Raw genomic sequence first — 18,364 nt, forward strand, 5'->3', positions numbered from 1 at the left:
ACCAATCCGAACAGGAGCAGGCCAGATGAGACATTTCACCCGCTCGGCGGTCGCCGCGATCGCCATCACTGCGGCATCCTTCAGCTTCCCGGCCCTGGCGGCCGACATTTCCGGCGCCGGCGCGACCTTCCCCTATCCGATCTATGCCAAGTGGGCCGACGCCTACAAGAAGGAGACCGGCGTGGGGCTGAACTACCAGTCCATCGGCTCGGGCGGCGGCATCAAGCAGATCAAGGCCAAGACCGTGACGTTCGGCGCCTCGGATGCGCCGCTGAAGGGCGAGGACCTCGAGGCGACCGGCCTCGTGCAGTTCCCGATGGTGATGGGCGGCATCGTGCCGGTCGTCAATATCGAAGGCATCGAGCCGGGCGCCCTGGTGCTCGACGGCGCCACGCTCGCCGACATCTTCATGGGCAAGATCACCAACTGGAACGATCCGGCCATCGCCAAGCTGAACCCCGATGCCAAGCTGCCCGATATGGCCATCGCCGTCGTGCACCGCTCGGACGGCTCGGGCACGACCTTCAACTTCGCCAACTACCTCGCCGCCACCAATGGCGAGTGGAAGGAAAAGGTCGGCGTCAACACCGCGCTGGAATGGCCCGTCGGCATCGGCGCCAAGGGCAATGAAGGCGTCGCCAACAACGTCGCCCAGACCGGCGGCGCCATCGGCTACGTCGAATATGCCTACGCCAAGCAGAACAAGCTGATCTACACCGACCTGATTAATAAGGAAGGCAAGAAGGTCGAGCCGACCGCCGCTTCGTTCCAGGCGGCCGCCTCCAATGCCGACTGGAATTCGGTTCCGGGCTATGGCGTGATCCTCGGTGACCAGCCGGGCGCCGAATCCTGGCCGATCACCGCAGCCACCTGGATCGTGCTCTACAAGAAGCCCGACGATGCCACGGCCACCGCCGAGGCGCTGAAGTTCTTCTCCTGGGCCTATGCCAAGGGCGACGATGCCGCCGCCGAGCTCGACTACGTCGCCATGCCCGACTCCGTCGTGAAGAGCGTCGAGGAGACCTGGGCCAAGGAAATCGTCGACGCGGACGGCAAGGCGCTGTTCCCGGCCACCAACTGATAGCCACGGTTGGCGGGACCGGATTTCCGGTCCCGCCTGCCTGACCTTGCTTGCGCAAACCGATCGGGATTGGCTGGATGACCCTGGTAGCAACGGCGAATTCGTCGAGTGAAGGCAGAGCCTTGCGCGAGCGCGAGGCGACGGTGCGCCGCTTCGCGCTGACCGATCTCATTTTCCGCAGCGTGGCCAAGGGTTCGGCCATCCTCGTGCTCCTGATCCTCAGCGGCGTCGCCGTCTCGCTGGTGGTCGGCGCCTGGCCGGCGCTGTCGAAGTTCGGTCCCGCTTTCATCGGCACCGAAAGCTGGAACCCGGTGACCGAGAATTTCGGCGCGCTGGCGCCGATCTACGGCACGGTCGTCACCTCGGCCATCGCCATCCTGATCGCCGTTCCGATCGGCATCGGCATCGCCATCTTCCTGACCGAACTCTGCCCGCGGCCGCTGCGCCGGCCGATCGCCATCGCCGTCGAGCTTCTGGCCGGCATTCCTTCCATCATCTACGGTATCTGGGGCCTGTTCGTGTTCGCCCCGTTCCTGCAGCGCACGGTGCAGCCTTTCGTCATCTCCGTCTTCCATGACGTGCCGGTGCTGAACTCGCTGTTCGCCGGTCCGCCCTACGGCATCGGCATGCTGACCTCGGCGCTGATCCTGGCGATCATGGTGCTGCCTTTCATCACCTCCATCACCAAGGACGTGTTCGACACGGTGCCGGCGGTGCTGAAGGAATCGGCCTACGGCGTCGGCTGCACCACCTGGGAGGTCATGCGCCGCATCGTCATTCCCTATACCCGCGTCGGCATCATGGGCGGTGTCATGCTGGGCCTCGGGCGCGCGCTCGGCGAGACTATGGCGGTGACCTTCGTCATCGGCAACGCGCATCGCGTCTCCGCCTCGCTGTTCGCGCCCGGCACGACGATCTCGGCCACCATCGCCAATGAATTCACCGAAGCCGACGGCGAGATCTATACCTCCTCGCTGATCGCGCTCGGCCTGATCCTGTTCGTCATGACCTTCATCATCCTTGCCGCCGCCCGCTATATGCTCATGCGTATCGAGCGGCGTGCCGGAGCCTGACCGATGTCCGCTGCCTCCTCGCTCTATAGCCGCCGCAAGGCCCGCAATTCGGTGATGATGACGCTGTGCGTCGTCGCGGCCGGCATCGGGCTTGCCTGGCTGGCGCTGATCCTCGGCGCGCTGCTTTGGAAAGGGCTCGCCGGCCTCAACCTCGCCGTCTTCACCGAGATGACGCCGCCGCCCGGCGAAGCCGGCGGCCTGTTGAACGCCATCGCCGGCTCGGTCGCCATGACGGTCATCGCCGTCGTCGTCGGCACACCGGTCGGCATCCTCGCTGGCACCTACATGGCGGAATACGGCCGCTTCTCGAAGATCACCGTGGTGGTGCGCTTCATCAACGACATCCTTCTGTCGGCGCCGTCGATCATCATTGGCCTGTTCATCTACGAATTGATGGTGCGGCCGATGGGCCATTTCTCGGCGCTGGCGGGTGCGGTGGCGCTCGCCATGCTGGTCATACCGGTGGTGGTGCGCACCACCGAGGACATGCTGAACCTCGTGCCGAACGCGCTGCGCGAGGCGGGAACCGCGATCGGCGCACCGCGCTGGATCGTCATCCGCTCGGTCGCCTATCGTGCGGCGCTGTCCGGCATCGTCACCGGCATCCTGCTGGCCGTCGCCCGCATCTCCGGCGAAACGGCGCCGCTGCTCTTCACCGCGCTCAACAACCAGTTCTGGTCGGGCAACCTCAACGCGCCGATGGCCAGCCTGCCGGTGACCATCTTCCAGTTCGCGCTCAGCCCCTACGAGGAGTGGCAGCAGCTCGCCTGGACCGGCGCGCTCATCATCACCTTCACCGTACTGGGCTTGAGCATCTTCGCCCGCAGCCTGACCGGACGCAGGATCTAAAGGATCATGAAACCCATGCTCTCCAACGAAATCATCACGGCCGACGTCATCAACGCAGCGACGCCGAAGACCAAGATCGAGGTGAAGAACCTCAATTTCTACTACGGCGAATCGAAGGCCCTGAAGGACATCACGCTGTCCCTGCCGGAGCGCAGCGTCACCGCCTTCATCGGCCCGTCGGGCTGCGGCAAGTCTACGCTGCTGCGCGTCTTCAACCGCATCTACGAGCTTTACCCGAAGCAGCGCGCCGACGGCGAGGTGCTGCTCGACGGGACCAACATCCTCGACCGGTCGCAGGATTTGAACCTCCTGCGCACCAAGATCGGTATGGTGTTCCAGAAGCCGACGCCGTTCCCGATGTCGATCTACGAGAACATCGCCTTCGGCATCCGCCTCTATGAGAAGCTGACGAAGGCCGAAATGGACGAGCGCGTCGAACAGGCGCTGAAGCGCGCGGCCTTGTGGACCGAGGTCAAGGACAAGCTCGACGCCAGCGGCACCTCGCTGTCCGGCGGCCAGCAGCAGCGCCTGTGCATCGCCCGCACGGTGGCGGTGAAGCCCGAGGTGATCCTGCTCGACGAGCCGTGCTCGGCGCTCGATCCCTTGTCGACGGCGCGCATCGAGGAGCTGATCGACGAGTTGCAGGCCGACTACACCATCGTCATCGTCACCCACAACATGCAGCAGGCGGCGCGCGTCTCGGCCCAGACCGCCTTCATGTATCTCGGCGAGCTGATCGAGTTCGACAAGACCGAGAAGATATTCACCGCGCCCAGCGAAAAGCGCACGCAGGACTACATCACCGGCCGCTTCGGCTGACCGCCAGCACGGATACGGAAACAGCATCATGGCTGAACATACGGTCACCTCCTTCGACGACGATCTCGCCCATATCAGCAGGCTTGTCGGCGCGATGGCCGACCTCGCCGGCACGATGGTCGGCGACGCCACGCGGGCGCTGATCGAGAGCGACACCGGGCTTGCCCAGCGCGTGGTGTCCGACGACGTGGTGATGGACGCGCGCCAGCGCGAACTCGACAACCGCGCCATCACTCTCATCGCCAAGCGCCAGCCGATGGCGGACGATCTCCGCGCGGTGGTCGGCGCCATCCGCATGGCGGGCGACCTCGAGCGCATCGGCGACCTCGCCAAGAACATCGCCAAGCGCGTCGGCGCCGTCGGCCAGGGCAGCATGTCGCGCGATCTTTCGCATTCCATCGACGCCATGGCGCAACTGGTGCTGATCCAGGTCAAGGGTGTCGTGGAAGAATACAGCGCCGGCGATACCGCGGCGCTGGCGCGGCTCAGGAACGACGACGAGCGCATCGACGTGAAATACACCTCGGTGTTCCGCGAGCTTCTCACCTACATGATGGAAGACCCGCGCAACATCACCGCCTGCACGCACCTGTTGTTTTGCGCCAAGAATCTCGAGCGCATCGGCGACCATGTGACGAACATCGCCGAAAACGCGTATTATGTGCTGACCGGCGAGCAGTTGCCGGCGGCGCGGCCGAAGACCGACGAGACGGCGATGCCGGCACCGGCCGCGTGAAGGCACAGACGGGATGATTGCAATGATCGCGCCGCGCATCATGGTGGTGGAGGATGAGGAGCCGCTGGGCGTCCTCCTGCGCTACAATCTGGAATCGGAAGGCTACCAGGTCGAGGTGGTGACGCGTGGCGACGAGGCCGAGTTGCGCCTGCAGGAGAACGTGCCCGACCTTCTGGTGCTCGACTGGATGGTGCCGGCGGTGTCCGGCATCGAACTGTGCCGGCGCCTCAGGATGCGGCCGGAGACGGAGCGGCTGCCGGTCATCATGCTGACGGCGCGCGGCGAGGAGAGCGACCGGGTGAGGGGGCTTTCCACCGGGGCCGACGACTATCTGGTCAAGCCGTTCTCGACGCCGGAGTTCATGGCCCGGGTCAAGGCGCTGCTGCGCCGCGCCAAGCCGGAAGTGCTGTCCTCGATGCTGAAGGTCGGCGACATCGTGCTCGACCGCGAGCAGCATCGCGTCTACCGCAAGAAGAACGAACTCAAGCTCGGACCGACCGAATTCAAGCTGCTGGAATTCATGATGCGGCATCCCGGCCGGGTGTTCTCGCGCACGCAACTGCTCGACAACGTCTGGGGCGAGACCGTCTATATCGACGAGCGCACGGTGGACGTCCATGTCGGGCGGCTGCGCAAGGCCGTCAACAACGGCCGCATGCCCGACATCATCCGCACCATACGCGGCGCCGGCTACGCGATCAGGGAAGATTGATCCCGTTCCGGTCGGCGGTGGGGCCGCCTCCATTGCGTTGACGCGGGGACTTGCTAGAAAGAGGCAGGACTTCACGGCGCGCGAAACCCCGCAGTTGAAAAAGCTCTTTCCAATCATGGCCTTCGTGGCCGTTGCGTTGGCCAGCCTGATCATGGCGGGGTTCGCCTACTTCGCCACGCAGGAAGCCGCACGCATCAAATTCTCGGCAACGGCGGACGACGCGCTGAACCGCATCGAAAGCCGCGTCGACCTGCATCTTTCACTGCTGCGCTCCACCCAGGCGCTGTTCGACGCCCGCAACGGCAACATTTCGAGCAGCGAATTCAAGTCGTTCTTCGACGCGCTCGACGTAGACGGCAATTTCGCCGGCTTGCGCGGCATCGGCTTCCTGAAGATGGTCAAGGCGGGCGACGAGGCGGTGGCGGAGCGCATCATCCGCCGCGATCACGGCTTCGACCGCGCCATCTTTCCCGCCTCGAATACGCCCTGGCGGGCGCCCGTCGTGCTCTTCGAGCCGCTCGACCCGGCGAGCCAGAAGGCGATCGGCTACGACATGATGAGCGATCCCATGCGGCGCGCGGCGATCGAGAAGGCGGCGGCCGACGACGAGCAACACGCCAGCGGCCTGACGATGCTGGGCGAAGAGACAGGGGCCGACCAGGCCTATGCCGGCTTCATCGTCTTCGTGCGGCTGAACGTGCGGACCGCGCCGGACAGCATCGAAGCGTCCGGCAAGACGGCGACCGGCTTCCTGTTCGCCTCCTTTCGGGCGCAGCAGCTTTTCCAGGCGGCGCTGCGGCGCGAGCCGCTGCTGCCGGTCAACATCGAGGTCTATGACGGCGCACCGGAGGCGGGGCGGCTGCTGTTTCGCTCGGAGACGCCGCCGGCGTCCGGGCTGGGCAACAGGCTCGTCGCGGCGCGCACCGTCACCGTGGCCGGGCGCGAATGGACGATCCTGTTTCGCCCCACCAGCGCGTTCACGCCGCCGTCGTCGCGCGCCATCCCGGTGATGCTCGGCCTGTTCGGCCTGCTGCTTGCCGGCGCGATCGCGCTCATCGCGCGCTACCAGGAGCGCGCCTACGACGCCGTTTCGCTGCTGCACGAGACGTCGGAGATGAATCTGGTCGAAAAGGACCTGATGCTTCAGGAAATGAAGCACCGCATCAAGAATTCGATCACCCGCGTGCTCGCCATCGCCCGCCAGACGGCTGCAGGATCGAGCGGGATTGACGAGTTCTCGGAGTCCTTCTCGGCGCGGTTGCAGGCAATGGCCGCCTCGCAGGACATGCTGACGCGCTCACGCTGGCAGAAGGCCGACCTCGGCGACCTGCTGCGCATCGAGCTCAGCCAAGCGTTCGGCAAGGAGCTTCCCGACGGCCTGCTGACGGGTCCGCAGGTGCTGCTCGACGAGAAAACGACGCAGGCGCTCGGCCTGACCTTTCACGAACTGGCGACCAATGCGCTGAAATACGGCGATGCCAACGCCGTCGGAAGGCTGAAGGTGGGCTGGCGGGTCGACGGGCGAGGCGGCACGCGCAAGCTGGTGCTGAACTGGCGCGAATCGGGCCAGACAAAGCTCGCGGCGCCGTCGAAGGTGGGCTTCGGCACGAAGCTGATCGACATGAACATCACGCGCGAACTGCATGGCACGATCAGCCGCGATTTCCAGTCCGACGGGCTGAAGGTGACGATCGACATTCCGCTCGCAGGTTGACGTGCCGTCAGGAAAAAGGCGGAAGCCGGGACCCCGGCTTCCGCCTTTTTGTTCTCGTTGCCTGCCCGAAGCGCGCCGCGATCTATCGGATTCGCCGGCTGCGCTTCAGGTTCCCTTCGGGAGACAGGCTCTAGTTGCAGCGCGCGGTGTAGATACGGCCGGTGCGCGGGCTGCGATACTGGCAGTAGCCGTTGCGCAGGTTGCGCACCAGCAGGCCCGAACCGGCGCCGACGACCGCGCCGACAGCCGCGCCCTTCCAGCCGCCGATGGCGCCGCCGATGAGCGCGCCCGCGCCCGTCCCGACGCTGACATCCTGCTCGGTCGTGGTGCAGCCGCTCACAGCGGCGACCATTGCCACGACCACCAAAATCTTGCGCATCAAGTACTCCTCTCGCTGAATCAGTCCCTCGCTTTGCAGCGCAGGCCGATCTCTAGCACACCAGATCGGTTCGCGTCTGCCCTGCTTCCATCTTGGCTAAGAGAGTCTTTTTTCGGGCGCTCAGGGGGTGTTGGCGGCGATCATGACGGACGGTTTCTCGACCGAGGCCTGCAATCTGCCGTCGGTGATGCTCCAGACGATCTCGCCGTCTTCTTCCTCCATCGCCGGATCGACAGCGATGCAGGTGCCGAGCACGCGCGGCGCACGGCCTGCGAGGTCCTCCAGCGCGAAGGGCTGTTCGCTGGCGCAGTCCTCACTCGTCTCGAAGATCGGCGTCGGCACCGGCAGCTCGTGGCATTGGGTGAGATCGGGCGAACAGCCAACGATGAAAAGCACGGCGGCGATGTGTTCCATGGCGGAAACCTCCGCGCCAGAAACGGCTTCGCCCCCGACTAGGTTCCGTCCGGGCTCGCTCCCGGCCGGCCGGCCGGGTTATCGCTTCAGCACGTCCGCCCATTCGGGATGGCGGCGGAACTGCGCGGCGGCGAAAGGGCAGAGCGGGATGATCTTCTTGCCCGCCGCGCGTGCCTCCTCGACCGCGCGGGTTACGAGGTGAAGGCCGACGCCCTGGCCGCGGAAGGCGTCCGGCACGCCGGTGTGGTCTATGATGATCTGGTGCGTGCCGATGCTGGTGAAGGTCATCTCCGCCTCGGCGCCGTCAGGGCCGCGCACGACGTAGCGACCCTTGCCGCCGCCGACGTCTTCCCGTTCGATCTTCGGCAAGGTGTTGCTCATCGGTCCACTCCTTCAACAGATTCAACAGGCGCGGCCGACAGAAATGTCCGGGCCGCCGCTATCTCGTTGGGACGGACCTCGTGGCCGCCCTCGTGCCATTCCACCGTGACATCGGCATTTGCGGCGCGCAAATAGGCGTCGAGCCGTGCCGTCAGGTCCGGTGGGCAGATCGGATCGTGGCGGCCCGCCGTGAGAAGGATGCGCTTGCCGGCGAGGCTGCCGTCGATCCGGGGTTCGAACGGAATCAGCGGATGCATCAGTACCAGCGCGTCGAACAGCTGCGGCCGCGCGAAGACAGTCGAGGCGAGGATGTTGGCGCCGTTCGAGTAGCCGAGGCCGTAGACGGCCGACGGTTTTGCCGCCGCAACGTGGGCGGCCACGAAATCCGCCATCTTGGCCGTCGCGCGGGCAAGGTCGGCGAGGTCGTAGACGCCCTCGCCGGTGCGGCGGAAGAAGCGCGCGGCGCCGAATTCCGACACGTCGCCGCGCGGCGACACGATCGTCGCTCCCGGCACGAGGTCGTGGCCGAGCGAGGGAAGCTGGTTCTCGTCGCCGCCGGTGCCGTGGAAGACGAACAGCAGCGGTCCGCCCGGCTTTCCGGGCAGGACCTTATGGATGTAGCCGTCGATGCTCATGGCTTCCTCCTCAATCGTCCAGCGGCTGCAGGTGCTGTTCCAGCCAAGGCCGCATATGCGCGTGCTGGCCGGGTAGTTTCAGCGCCTCGCCGAGATGGGCGGTGTCCTCGTCGCGGTCGAAGCCCGGCTCGTTGGTAGCGACCTCGAACAGGACGCCGCCCGGCGTGCGGAAATAGATCGCCCAGAAGTAGTCGCGGTCGATCACCGGCGTCACCTGGTAGCCGGTATCCATCAGCGCCTTGCGCACTTCGAGCTGCTTTTCGCGGTTCTCCACCGCGAAGGCGACGTGATGGACCGAGCCGGCGCCGAGGCCGGCGACGTTCGCGCCCGGCAGCGTCTCGATGTCGACGACGTCGGCGCCTTTGCCGCCCTTGATCGCCAGCCGCTTGATGTTGCCGGCGCGGTCCGCCTCCTCGTAGCCCATGAATTTCAGGAGCTCTTCGGTGGCGCCGCCGTCACGCAGCCTGAGGGACACGGAATGGAAACCACGGATGGCGTCATCGCCCGGCACGCCGCCTTTCACCCAGGGGGCGCGGTCGTCGCCTTTGGCCTCGACCAGCGCGAAGCTGTCATTGTCGGGGCCGGTGAAGGTCAGGCGCTTCTCGCCGAATTTTTCCTCGCGCGTCAAGCCGGTGACGCCCTGTTCGGCGAAACGCTGTTCCCAGTAGGGAAGCGTGCCTTCGGGCACCGAGAAAACAGTGGTGCCGACCTCGCCGACACCGGGCCGGCCCTTGCCGATGTTGGGAAAGGGGAAATAGGTCATCACCGAGCCGGGCGTGCCGACTTCGTCGGCATAGTAGAGGTGGTAGACGTCCGGCGCATCGAAGTTGACGGTCTTCTTCACCCGGCGCAGGCCGAGCTTGTGCGTGAAGAATTCGTTGTTGCGGCGCGCATCGCCCGCCATCGAGGTGACGTGATGCAGCCCTTTGATCTGGTCGAGCATGGTCCTGCTCCCTTTTGGTTCCGGCGGCCCTTGCCGCTCTGTCCCTGCCAATATGAGGCCGATATAGCCAGCGGCACAGATGGCAAACACAGGATGATCTGTGCTGAAAAAGTGAACAATGGATAGGCGTTCGTTCACTCCGAGAAAAACATGCTGGAAGGCCCGCGCCGTCGCCAGCGCGGGCCTTCGCTTCACTTCGTCGTCAGGAATCAGCGCAGGATCATGCGCTGCTCGTCGCGCTTGTCGGCGTAGCTGCCCTTGTCGTAGGCGGCCTGGGCCTGGAGCTGATCCTTGGTGAAGTTGGTGTAGAGGTACGTCTTGCCACCCTTGTCGGTCATGAATTTCAGCTTGTCCATGCCGATCGCCACCGGCTTGGCGCCGATGCCGAGGAAGCCGCCGACATCGACGACGACGGCGTCCACCTGATTGTCGGACGTCAGCACGATGTCACCGATCTTGCCGATATTGGCGTCGTCGGCGCCGTAGACCGTCGTGCCGATAAGGTTGTCGGCGCTGATCTTGTCGGCCGGCATCTCGGTCAGGGTGGACTTGTCGATGGCCGCCGTCTGGGTGTCGTCGGTCGCCGTCGTGCCGGAGGCCGCCGCCGGCGCCTCGGCCGTCTTGTCGGTCACCGCGTCACCTTTCTCGGCAGCCGTGGTCGCGGGCGTCACCGCCGGCGGGGCGTCGGGTGCCGCAGCCGTGCTCGCGGGCACCGGGTCGTAGGCCTTGCGGTCGAAGTCCGGCAGGCCTTCAAGCTGTTCCTTCGAGGCGCCCTCGACGACGATCCAGCGGTCGCCATTCTTTTCCGCCCACTTGCCCTTGTTGTAGTCGAAGGCGACGTTCTTGGTGCCGATGCCGAGGAAGCCGCCGACGCCGATGACCAGCGATTCGGCCTTGCCGTCCTTGTTCAGCACCATGTCCTTCACGTCGCCGATCTTCTGCGCGTCGTCGGCGGTGCCGTTGTAGACGCTTTCGCCGATGACCTGGCTGGCAAGCGTGCCGTCCGGCTCGACGATCTCGGCCGGCGGGGTCGGCGCCATCGCCGTGTCGCCGCCCGCAGGTGCCGCCGTGCCGCCGGCCGCGGCGGCGGGCGGAGGCGCGGGCAGGTAGGGCGTCTGGTCGAAATCGGGCTGCGCCGTCAGGTCTTCCTTGCTGGTCTCGGCCACCAGCCAGCGGTCGCCGTTCTTCTCGGCCCATTTCAGCTTGTCATAGTCGAAGGCGACGTTCTTGGCGCCAACGCCCAGGAAGCCGCCGACGCCGATGACGATGGATTTCGCCTGGCCGTCCTTGGTGAAGACGACATCGGTGACCTTGCCGATGCTCTCGGCATCGTCAGCGGTGCCGTTATAGACGCTCTCGCCGATGATGTTGGTCATCAGGCTGCCGTCGGCCTGCACGACGGGAGCCGCCGGCGCGGCGTTCTCTGTCGCGGGCGCGGCCGGAGCCGGCGTCGTCGTTTCCTGTGCAAAGGCGCCGGAGGCCAACAGCATCGCCAGCGCGGTCGTTGCCAAAAGTTTGCGGGTCATGGTTGTCTCTCCTCGTGCGTTTTCATGCGCCATGCCGGCCTGTCCCGTTGCGGACAGGCACGGCGTGGCGTCCTACCCGTTCACAACGTGGTGATGCCGGTTCCGTTCCGTGGCCTGCGGCGTGCGCGGCGCCCGATCTTTGATCGGAACCATTGCCGCTCCCTGCCGTTTCCGCGGCGCTTCCAATTGCTTGAACGAAACGATCACATGGAGAGGGGCATGCGATTTCAGGCAGTGCTGAACCGCGATGGCGGCACATTGCGCACGACGGATCTCGACGCGTTCGCGGAGCGCATGCGCACCACCCTCGAAGCGGCCGGCCACAAAGTCGAGATCGACATCGTCGGCGGCGCTGACGTCGCCGCTGGCCTCGACAAGGCAGTGTCGCGGCGCAGCGTCGACGTGGTTCTGGCCGGCGGCGGCGACGGCACGATCTCCACGGCCGCCACGCGGCTGATGGGCAAGAAGAAGGCGCTCGCCATCCTGCCGGCCGGCACCATGAACCTGTTCGCGCGCGGGCTCGGCATCCCCCAGACGCTCGACGGCGCGGTCGAGGCCTTTGCCACAGGAAAGGTGAAGGCGGTGGACATCGCCACCGCCAACGGCGAGCCGTTCGTGCACCAGTTCTCCATCGGCATGCACGCCAGGATGGTGCAGTTGCGCGAGAAGATGGATTTCGGCTCGCGGCTGGGCAAGATGCGCGCCTCCGCCCGCGCCGCCTGGATGACGCTGCGCAATCCGCCGGCGCTCAACGCCACGCTCATGGTCGGCGAGGCGGAGATTGCGGCGCGCACCACCGGCATCGGCGTCACCAACAACCTGTTCGGCGAGGGCCATCTGCCCTATGCCGACGACCCGGCCGGCGGCGTGCTGGGCATCTACGTCAACGTCGCCAGCCAGCCGGGCGAACTGGTCCGCCATGCGTTCAACATGGCGCGCGGCCGCTGGCGCGACAACCAGCATGTCGAGATCCACCAGGCCGACCGCGTGGTGCTTTCCGTCCGTGCCGGTCGCCGCAAGCCGCGCGCGGTGATGGACGGCGAACTGGTGGCGCTGGAAGCCGAGACGGAATTCAGGATCCACCCCGGCGCGCTCAACGTGCTGGTGTCGGCAAAGCCTGACTGAAGCTCGCCCCATTTCCGGACGCCAACCCACGTCCCGCTTCGCCTGCAAACCGCTGGAAAGGCATCGTTTTCAACCGTCGGCAGCGGCGACAGGAACAAAGCCACCCTTTCACCCAACCGTTTCTTAAGGGGTGCGGACCTAAAACCGGACGACAGGGGCAGACGGAGAATTAGGGTGCGTCTTTCCGCGGCGACCACTGCCGAACGGTTGCTGCCGCAACGTCTGGCGTTGCGCGCCCGGCCGCTGCTCGGCCGCATCGATGCCGTGCTGTCCGGCGCCGACGCGCGCGGCGAGGCCGGCCGCATGTCGGTCATCGCCTTCGTCGTCCGCATCGTCTCGGCCGTCATCGCCTTTGCCAGCCAGGTGCTCATGGCGCGCTGGATGGGCTCCTTCGAATACGGCATCATGGTGCTTGTTTGGACGACGATGATCATCGTCGGCGGCCTGTCCTGCCTCGGCTTCCATGCCTCGGTCGTCCGTTTCATCCCCGAATACCGGCAGCATGGCCGGCTGGCGGAATTGCGCGGCGTCCTTGTGTCCAGCCGGCTGTTCGTGCTCACCATCTCCAGCGTCTTCGCGCTTGTCGGCGGGCTCGGCGTCTGGCTCTCTTCCGGCTGGATCGAGAGCTACTACGTCGTGCCTTTCGTGCTCGGCATCACCTGCCTGCCGATGGTGGCGCTGTCCGATCTCTTGCAAGGCATCGCGCGCGCCCATTCATGGGCGCTGTCGGCGCTGTTGCCGACCTATATCGTGCGGCCCCTGCTGATCCTCGCCCTCATGGCGCTGATGCTCGCCACCGGCTTCGCGCCGGATGCGCGCACCGGCATCCTGGCGGCCATCGCGGCTACCTACGCCACCAGCCTCGGCCAGTTGCTCGGCCTCACTCGGCGCATCGACGCCGGCCTGCCGCGCGGCCCGACGACCATCCGCTTCGGCCACTGGTTCGCCGTGTCGCTGCCGATCTTCCTGGTCGAGAGCTTCTTCTTCCTGCTCACCAACGCCGACGTGCTGATGGTCGGCTTCTACCTGAAGCCCGATGACGTCGGCATCTACTTCGCCACCGTCAAGACGCTGGCGCTGGTGCATTTCGTCTATTTCGCCGTCAAGGCGGGGGCGGCGACGCGCTATGCCGAGTTCACCCATGGCGAGCCGGAGAAGCTTGCCGCCTTCGCGCGCGAGACCGTGTCGTGGACGTTCTGGCCCTCGCTGGCGATGGCGGCGGCGGTGCTGACGCTGGGCGAACCAATGCTTTCCCTGTTCGGCCCCGGCTTCGCCGCCGGCTACCCGCTGCTGTTCCTGCTGGTTCTGGGCGTGGTGGCGCGCGCGGCCGTCGGCCCGTGCGAAAGCCTTCTGACGATGAGCGGCAACCAGAATATCTGTGCCGCCGTCTACGCCATCGCGCTGGTGCTCAACATCGGCCTCACCATCGTGCTCATCCCGCAGTTTCAGCTGTGGGGAGCCGCTGCCTCGACGACGCTCGCCATGGTCTTCGAGGCCGCAGCCCTTTCCTTCACCGTCCGGCGCCGGCTCGGCATCGCCATGGTGATCTTCCTTCCCGCCCGGAGACCTGCCTGATGGCCGCCGTTCCCCTGATCGAAGAAAGCAGCGGCGGCCCGGCCGGCGCGATGGTGTCCGGCCTCGCCGGGCTGGCGCGCGATGCGGCGGACGCTGCCCAGCTCGAACTCATCGCGCATGGGCGGCCCGAGCGGCGGCTGGCCATCTACCCGGCCTCGGCCGGGTTCGATCTCGTCGAGGAACTCGACTATCTCAGTGCCCGCACCGTCGAGCCCAACGTCTTCTTCAATCCGCGCTTCCTGGCGCCCGCGATGCCCAGGCTGGAGGACCGCGAGGTGCGGCTCGCCGTCATCCGCGACGGCGACGACTACCGCAGCCGGCTGCGTTTCCTGGTGCCTTATTCGATCGAGCGGCCGGCCGTTCCGCTCGGCGTTCCGGTCATGCGCACATGGTCGAGCCCGTTCGGGCCGATGGGCACGCCGCTGATCGACCGCGACGACCCGGTCGGCGTGCTGGACGACTTCCTTGGCATGCTGTCGAGGCCGCGCCTCAACCTGCCGAAGGTCTTCGTCTTCCCCGATATGCGGATGGACGGACCGGTGGCCGCACTCATCAAGACCGTGGCCGAGATGCGCAGGCTGCCGCTTGCCGTCACGGGAGCGAACGAGCGGCCGGTGCTGGAAAGCGCGCTCGACGGCGAGGCCTATCTGCGTGCATCGCTGAAGGCGCATCACTACCGCGAATTCCGGCGCCTCAAGCGGCGCCTCGCCGACACCGGCAGGCTGGAACATACGGTGGCGCGCGGGCCGGAGGAGATCCGCCACGCCATCGAGCGTTTCCTGTCGCTGGAGGCGGCTGGCTGGAAGGGCCGCGAGCGGACCGCCATGGTCATCGACCGCTATCGGGCCGCCTTCGCGCGCGAGGCTGTACACCGGCTGGCCGAGCAGGATATGTGCCGCATCCACGCGCTGGAGCTCGACGGGCGCACCATCGCCAGCCTGATCGTGTTCGTCGAGGCGGGCGTCGCCTACACCTGGAAGACGGCATACGACGAGACGCTTGCGGCCTATTCGCCCGGTACGCTTCTGATGATCGAGGTGACGAAGCAGCACCTCGACGATCCCAACATCGACGTCACCGATTCCTGCGCGGTGCCGGACCATCCGGTGATGAGCCGGCTGTGGAGCGAGCGCCGGCAGGTCGGCACCTTCGTGATCGGTCTGTCGCCAGAGGCCGACCGCGCAGCGCGCCAGGCGGCCTCGCAGCTGCATCTCTACCGCGAGACGCGCAACATGGCGCGCATCCTGCGCAATCGCGTCAGAAGCCTGCTGGGCCGGCGCTGACCGTCAGGCGGGAGACGACGATACGGCCGGGAGAGGGATACCCACCCGGCCGACGGTTCGAAGACTGGAGAATGCCGGCGGTCAGTTGCCGGCCGGGACTTCCGCAAGCAGCGCCTCGAAGACCTTCTTGGCCTTGCCGCTCTGCTTGACGGCCTTGGCCTGCTCCAGGTTCACCGGCTTGCCGACGACGATCAGCGCCACCATGCCCATGCCGTAGTGGGGCGTGCACTTGACGCCGTAGACGCCTTCCTTGTCCAGCGTGACGGTGATCGGCTGGCTGATCTTGCCCTTGAAGGGCTCGGCGCCGTCGGGGATCATGCCCTTGATGCTTTCGGCATCGTGGCCCTTGTCGGTGGGCACGAAGGTGACGGTGTCTCCGGGGGCGGCCTGGACGAAGTCCGGCTGGAACACCATGGTGCCCTTCTCGCCCTTGTTGAGCATCTGGATCTGATGATCGGCAGCCTGTGCGCCTCCAGCCAGCATCAGGGCGGCGAGGATGGTTGCTGCAGCGACTACGCGTTTCATGGAACTTGCCTTTCCTTTTCTCGGTGCGGCGGCGACCCGCCGGGTGTCATGTAGGGGTATCGCCGTCGGCCCACTTTGTTGCAGCGCAAACAAAACCGAATCAAGGCATAACTGGCCAAAAGCCTCGCGACTTGCCGTTTGCACCATCCCTATGGGATGGTGCGGCCGATTGACAGGACCGAGTCCCAGGAGAGTCCGTGAGCCGTCTCGACCGTTCCCTGATTGCAGACCTGCCGCTGTTCCGGGGCATGAGCGCGGCCGATCTCGACCGTATCGTCGGCCGGGCGCGCTCGCAGCGTGTCGCCAAGGACCAGGCCATTTTCGAACAGGACGGCGCCGCGAACACCTTTTTCCTGCTGCTCGACGGCCATGTGCGCGTCGTCAAGTCGACGCCGGAGGGGCAGGACGTCATCGTGCGCTACATCAGCGCGGGCGAGCTGATGGGCATCGCCCAGGCGCTCGGCCGTTCCACCTATCCGGCGAATGCGATCGCGGCCGTCGACTGCGTGGTGCTTGCCTGGCCCGGCGCCCTGTGGGCCGAGTTCGCCGCCGCGATCCCTTCCTTCGGGGCGAATACCTACAAGACCGTTGGCGACCGGCTGCAGGATGCTCATACGCGCGTCGTCGAGATGTCGACCGAGCAGGTCGACCGGCGGGTCGCCCATGCGCTGCTCAAGCTGGTGGGGCAAAGCGGCAAGCAGACCAGCGAAGGGCTCCTGATCGATTTCCCCATCTCGCGCCAGGATATCGCCGAAATGACCGGGACGACGCTTCACACGGTCAGCCGGCTGCTGACGGCGTGGGAAGGCAAGGGCCTGGTCCTGAGCGGACGCCAGAAGGTCACCGTCACCGACCGCGACCGGCTTTCGCGCATTGCCGAAGGGCGGGACGGCAAGGACTAGCCAACCTCCTCGCGACAGTCGGGAACCGGACGCGGATTTGCTTGCGCTAGATCAACGAGCGTCCCGGCGCCCGCTGATACGGCTTTCCTCAGCTTCGCAAAGAAGGAGTTGGAAATGGAAAGCAAGAGCAGAGCCAGCCCCGCGTCGATCGGCGTCGCGCCTATGGCGGGCAAGGTGACGCGGCGCGTCATGGCAGGCCTTTTGGCGACGACGATGGCGTTCGCCGTGCCGCTGGCGCCGGCCTTCACCCAGACGCACAATCACGGCGCAAACGCGCAGACCGCGCAGGACACGGCGGCGCCGGCGGCCTCGAATGCGCCGGCCGACGCCAGCGGCGTCGTCAGTTATCACAGCGCCACCATCTTCACCCTGCGCACCGGCATCGCCGAGGGCCGCATGGTCTATATCGGCGTCGGCGGCGACATCGAGGGCAAGGTCAATCCCACCCTGATGGTCCACGAGGGCGAGCTGGTGCAGATCAACCTCATCAACGGCGAGGGCGCCGAGCACGACATCGTGCTCGACCAGTACGCCGCCCGCTCGGCGGTGGTGGTCGGCAAGAACGCCTCCTCGACCTTCTCGTTTCTCGCCAACAAGGTCGGCGAATTCGCCTATTTCTGCTCCATCGCCGGCCACCGTGCGGCGGGCATGGAGGGCGTGATCCAGGTGATGCCCGGCCCGCGCTCCGGCATGGCGACGGACGCGGCCGACATCGTGCGCGATCCTGCGGACCTGCCGGGTCCGATCGGGCAGCGGCCGCCGCAGGTGGTGCGCGTCGACATGGAGACCGTCGAGCTCAAGGGCCGGCTGGATGACGGCACCTCCTATGTCTACTGGACCTTCAACAACAAGGTTCCCGGACCGATGCTCAGGGTGCGCGTCGGCGACACGGTCGAGCTTCACATCAAGAACGCGGCCGACAGCGTCATGATGCACTCGATCGACCTCCATGCCGCGACCGGCCCCGGCGGCGGCGCCGACTTCACCCAGATCGCGCCCGGCGAGGAAGCCGTGGTGACGTTCAAGGCGCTGAAGCCCGGCGTCTTCGTCTACCACTGCGCCACGCCCAGCGTCGCTCACCACATCGCCAGCGGCATGTACGGGCTGATCGTGGTGGAACCGGAAGGCGGCCTGCCGCAGGTCGACCGCGAGTTCTACGTCATGCAGGGCGAGCTCTATACGGTCGAGCCGTTCGGCACGAAGGGCGAGATGGAGATGGACTACGACAAGCTGATCTCCGAGCGCCCGGAATACTTCCTGTTCAACGGCTCGGTCGGCGCGCTCACCAAGGCGCATCCGCTCTACGCCAATGCCGGCGAAACGGTACGCATCTTCTTCGGTGTCGGCGGGCCGAACTACACCTCGTCCTTCCATGTCATCGGCGAGATCTTCGACCACGTCTATTCGTTGGGCAGCGTGACTTCGCCGCCGCTGACGGGCGTGCAGACGGTGAGCGTGCCACCGGGCGGCGCCACGGTCGTCGATTTCAAGATCGAGCGCGGCGGCCACTACGTGCTGGTCGACCATGCCCTGTCGCGCGCCGAGCGCGGCCTGGCGGGCTACCTGATCGTCGACGGCCCGAAGAACGACGACATCATGCATGAGGGGCCGGCCAAGCAATAGGCCGGCAACGGGGGGAGACGGGCGCGCCAAAAGCGCGCCCGTTGCCCTTTTCAGATACCCGCAGGGTTC

The 18,364-nt window shown here is 66.2% G+C and carries 19 protein-coding genes; 12 read left to right on the forward strand and 7 right to left on the reverse strand.

Annotated elements, in window-relative coordinates:
- Positions 1-25 precede the first annotated feature (25 nt).
- The 7 genes from pstS (at position 26) to E6C48_RS19145 (ending at position 6,984) form a co-directional block, all read left to right on the forward strand.
- The gene (gene pstS / locus E6C48_RS19115; protein WP_136359787.1) at positions 26-1,081 is read left to right on the forward strand and encodes a phosphate ABC transporter substrate-binding protein PstS; all 1,056 of its coding nucleotides are present in this window, start codon (positions 26-28) and stop codon (positions 1,079-1,081) included.
- 77 nt (positions 1,082-1,158) lie between these two features.
- On the forward strand, positions 1,159-2,154 hold the full coding sequence (gene pstC, locus E6C48_RS19120) for a phosphate ABC transporter permease subunit PstC (RefSeq protein ID WP_136359788.1): 996 nt from the start codon (positions 1,159-1,161) through the stop codon (positions 2,152-2,154).
- Positions 2,155-2,157: 3 nt separating this feature from the next.
- Positions 2,158-3,003 carry a phosphate ABC transporter permease PstA gene (gene pstA / locus E6C48_RS19125; protein WP_136359789.1) on the forward strand — a complete coding sequence of 282 codons (846 nt, stop codon included), beginning with the start codon at positions 2,158-2,160 and terminating at the stop codon, positions 3,001-3,003.
- 6 nt (positions 3,004-3,009) lie between these two features.
- Positions 3,010-3,822 carry a phosphate ABC transporter ATP-binding protein PstB gene (gene pstB / locus E6C48_RS19130; protein WP_407941024.1) on the forward strand — a complete coding sequence of 271 codons (813 nt, stop codon included), beginning with the start codon at positions 3,010-3,012 and terminating at the stop codon, positions 3,820-3,822.
- Between the two features lie 28 nt (positions 3,823-3,850).
- On the forward strand, positions 3,851-4,558 hold the full coding sequence (gene phoU / locus E6C48_RS19135; RefSeq protein ID WP_136359790.1) for a phosphate signaling complex protein PhoU: 708 nt from the start codon (positions 3,851-3,853) through the stop codon (positions 4,556-4,558).
- Between the two features lie 22 nt (positions 4,559-4,580).
- The gene (phoB, locus tag E6C48_RS19140; RefSeq protein WP_136359791.1) at positions 4,581-5,270 is read left to right on the forward strand and encodes a phosphate regulon transcriptional regulator PhoB; all 690 of its coding nucleotides are present in this window, start codon (positions 4,581-4,583) and stop codon (positions 5,268-5,270) included.
- Between the two features lie 94 nt (positions 5,271-5,364).
- Complete coding sequence (locus E6C48_RS19145) at positions 5,365-6,984, forward strand: CHASE domain-containing protein (RefSeq protein ID WP_136359792.1); 1,620 nt, start codon at positions 5,365-5,367, stop codon at positions 6,982-6,984.
- 130 nt (positions 6,985-7,114) lie between these two features.
- Here E6C48_RS19145 and E6C48_RS19150 read toward each other — a convergent pair whose 3' ends face one another.
- The 6 genes from E6C48_RS19150 to E6C48_RS19175 all read right to left on the reverse strand — a co-directional run bounded on the left by E6C48_RS19150 (position 7,115) and on the right by E6C48_RS19175 (position 11,262).
- On the reverse strand, positions 7,115-7,363 hold the full coding sequence (locus E6C48_RS19150; RefSeq protein ID WP_136359793.1) for a YMGG-like glycine zipper-containing protein: 249 nt from the start codon (positions 7,361-7,363) through the stop codon (positions 7,115-7,117).
- Between the two features lie 120 nt (positions 7,364-7,483).
- Positions 7,484-7,777 (reverse strand): hypothetical protein, encoded by a 294-nt coding sequence (locus E6C48_RS19155; RefSeq protein WP_136359794.1) that lies wholly within the window; start codon positions 7,775-7,777, stop codon positions 7,484-7,486.
- 78 nt (positions 7,778-7,855) lie between these two features.
- Positions 7,856-8,158 (reverse strand): GNAT family N-acetyltransferase, encoded by a 303-nt coding sequence (locus E6C48_RS19160; protein ID WP_136359795.1) that lies wholly within the window; start codon positions 8,156-8,158, stop codon positions 7,856-7,858.
- Positions 8,155-8,793: an alpha/beta hydrolase gene (locus E6C48_RS19165; RefSeq protein ID WP_136359796.1), complete on the reverse strand. Its 639-nt coding sequence runs from the start codon at positions 8,791-8,793 to the stop codon at positions 8,155-8,157. Before E6C48_RS19165 ends, E6C48_RS19160 begins: the two co-directional genes overlap by 4 nt.
- Positions 8,794-8,803: 10 nt before the next feature.
- A complete protein-coding gene (locus E6C48_RS19170; protein ID WP_136359797.1) occupies positions 8,804-9,736 on the reverse strand; it encodes a VOC family protein in 933 nt (310 codons plus the stop codon).
- A 209-nt stretch (positions 9,737-9,945) separates the two neighbouring features.
- Entirely contained in the window at positions 9,946-11,262 is a 1,317-nt protein-coding gene (locus E6C48_RS19175) for a PRC-barrel domain-containing protein (RefSeq protein WP_136359798.1), read from the reverse strand.
- 219 nt (positions 11,263-11,481) lie between these two features.
- Between E6C48_RS19175 and E6C48_RS19180 the strand changes: the two genes are divergently transcribed.
- The 3 genes from E6C48_RS19180 (at position 11,482) to E6C48_RS19190 (ending at position 15,245) form a co-directional block, all read left to right on the forward strand.
- The gene (locus tag E6C48_RS19180; RefSeq protein WP_136359799.1) at positions 11,482-12,387 is read left to right on the forward strand and encodes a diacylglycerol/lipid kinase family protein; all 906 of its coding nucleotides are present in this window, start codon (positions 11,482-11,484) and stop codon (positions 12,385-12,387) included.
- 174 nt (positions 12,388-12,561) lie between these two features.
- Positions 12,562-13,962 carry a lipopolysaccharide biosynthesis protein gene (locus E6C48_RS19185; protein ID WP_136359800.1) on the forward strand — a complete coding sequence of 467 codons (1,401 nt, stop codon included), beginning with the start codon at positions 12,562-12,564 and terminating at the stop codon, positions 13,960-13,962.
- On the forward strand, positions 13,962-15,245 hold the full coding sequence (locus E6C48_RS19190; RefSeq protein WP_136359801.1) for a GNAT family N-acetyltransferase: 1,284 nt from the start codon (positions 13,962-13,964) through the stop codon (positions 15,243-15,245). The genes E6C48_RS19185 and E6C48_RS19190 overlap by 1 nt, the downstream gene beginning before the upstream one ends.
- 81 nt (positions 15,246-15,326) lie before the next feature.
- On the opposite strand, the gene E6C48_RS19195 is transcribed toward E6C48_RS19190, so the two are convergent.
- On the reverse strand, positions 15,327-15,770 hold the full coding sequence (locus E6C48_RS19195; RefSeq protein WP_136359802.1) for a pseudoazurin: 444 nt from the start codon (positions 15,768-15,770) through the stop codon (positions 15,327-15,329).
- Positions 15,771-15,967: 197 nt separating this feature from the next.
- Here E6C48_RS19195 and E6C48_RS19200 point away from each other — a divergent pair, with 197 nt between their 5' ends.
- Together E6C48_RS19200 and nirK are read left to right on the forward strand one after the other, a co-directional pair.
- Positions 15,968-16,672, forward strand: a complete 705-nt coding sequence (locus tag E6C48_RS19200; RefSeq protein WP_136359803.1) for a Crp/Fnr family transcriptional regulator — start codon at positions 15,968-15,970, stop codon at positions 16,670-16,672.
- A 114-nt stretch (positions 16,673-16,786) separates the two neighbouring features.
- A complete protein-coding gene (gene nirK, locus E6C48_RS19205; protein ID WP_230978869.1) occupies positions 16,787-18,295 on the forward strand; it encodes a copper-containing nitrite reductase in 1,509 nt (502 codons plus the stop codon).
- Positions 18,296-18,364 lie beyond the last annotated feature (69 nt).

The sequence above is a fragment of the Ollibium composti genome, from assembly GCF_004801285.1.
In the GTDB taxonomy this organism is placed as follows: Bacteria; Pseudomonadota; Alphaproteobacteria; order Rhizobiales; family Rhizobiaceae; genus Mesorhizobium; species Mesorhizobium composti.

Coding starts and splice junctions, on each gene's coding strand:
- pstS (WP_136359787.1), top strand. CDS start 26: ATGAGACATTTCACCCGCTCGGCGGTCGCCGCGATCGCCATCACTGCG.
- phoB (WP_136359791.1), top strand. CDS start 4,581: ATGATCGCGCCGCGCATCATGGTGGTGGAGGATGAGGAGCCGCTGGGC.
- phoU (WP_136359790.1), top strand. CDS start 3,851: ATGGCTGAACATACGGTCACCTCCTTCGACGACGATCTCGCCCATATC.
- E6C48_RS19165 (WP_136359796.1), bottom strand. CDS start 8,793: ATGAGCATCGACGGCTACATCCATAAGGTCCTGCCCGGAAAGCCGGGC.
- E6C48_RS19180 (WP_136359799.1), top strand. CDS start 11,482: ATGCGATTTCAGGCAGTGCTGAACCGCGATGGCGGCACATTGCGCACG.
- E6C48_RS19150 (WP_136359793.1), bottom strand. CDS start 7,363: ATGCGCAAGATTTTGGTGGTCGTGGCAATGGTCGCCGCTGTGAGCGGC.
- pstB (WP_407941024.1), top strand. CDS start 3,010: ATGAAACCCATGCTCTCCAACGAAATCATCACGGCCGACGTCATCAAC.
- E6C48_RS19195 (WP_136359802.1), bottom strand. CDS start 15,770: ATGAAACGCGTAGTCGCTGCAGCAACCATCCTCGCCGCCCTGATGCTG.
- pstA (WP_136359789.1), top strand. CDS start 2,158: ATGTCCGCTGCCTCCTCGCTCTATAGCCGCCGCAAGGCCCGCAATTCG.
- E6C48_RS19190 (WP_136359801.1), top strand. CDS start 13,962: ATGGCCGCCGTTCCCCTGATCGAAGAAAGCAGCGGCGGCCCGGCCGGC.
- E6C48_RS19160 (WP_136359795.1), bottom strand. CDS start 8,158: ATGAGCAACACCTTGCCGAAGATCGAACGGGAAGACGTCGGCGGCGGC.
- E6C48_RS19175 (WP_136359798.1), bottom strand. CDS start 11,262: ATGACCCGCAAACTTTTGGCAACGACCGCGCTGGCGATGCTGTTGGCC.
- E6C48_RS19155 (WP_136359794.1), bottom strand. CDS start 7,777: ATGGAACACATCGCCGCCGTGCTTTTCATCGTTGGCTGTTCGCCCGAT.
- E6C48_RS19170 (WP_136359797.1), bottom strand. CDS start 9,736: ATGCTCGACCAGATCAAAGGGCTGCATCACGTCACCTCGATGGCGGGC.
- nirK (WP_230978869.1), top strand. CDS start 16,787: ATGGAAAGCAAGAGCAGAGCCAGCCCCGCGTCGATCGGCGTCGCGCCT.
- pstC (WP_136359788.1), top strand. CDS start 1,159: ATGACCCTGGTAGCAACGGCGAATTCGTCGAGTGAAGGCAGAGCCTTG.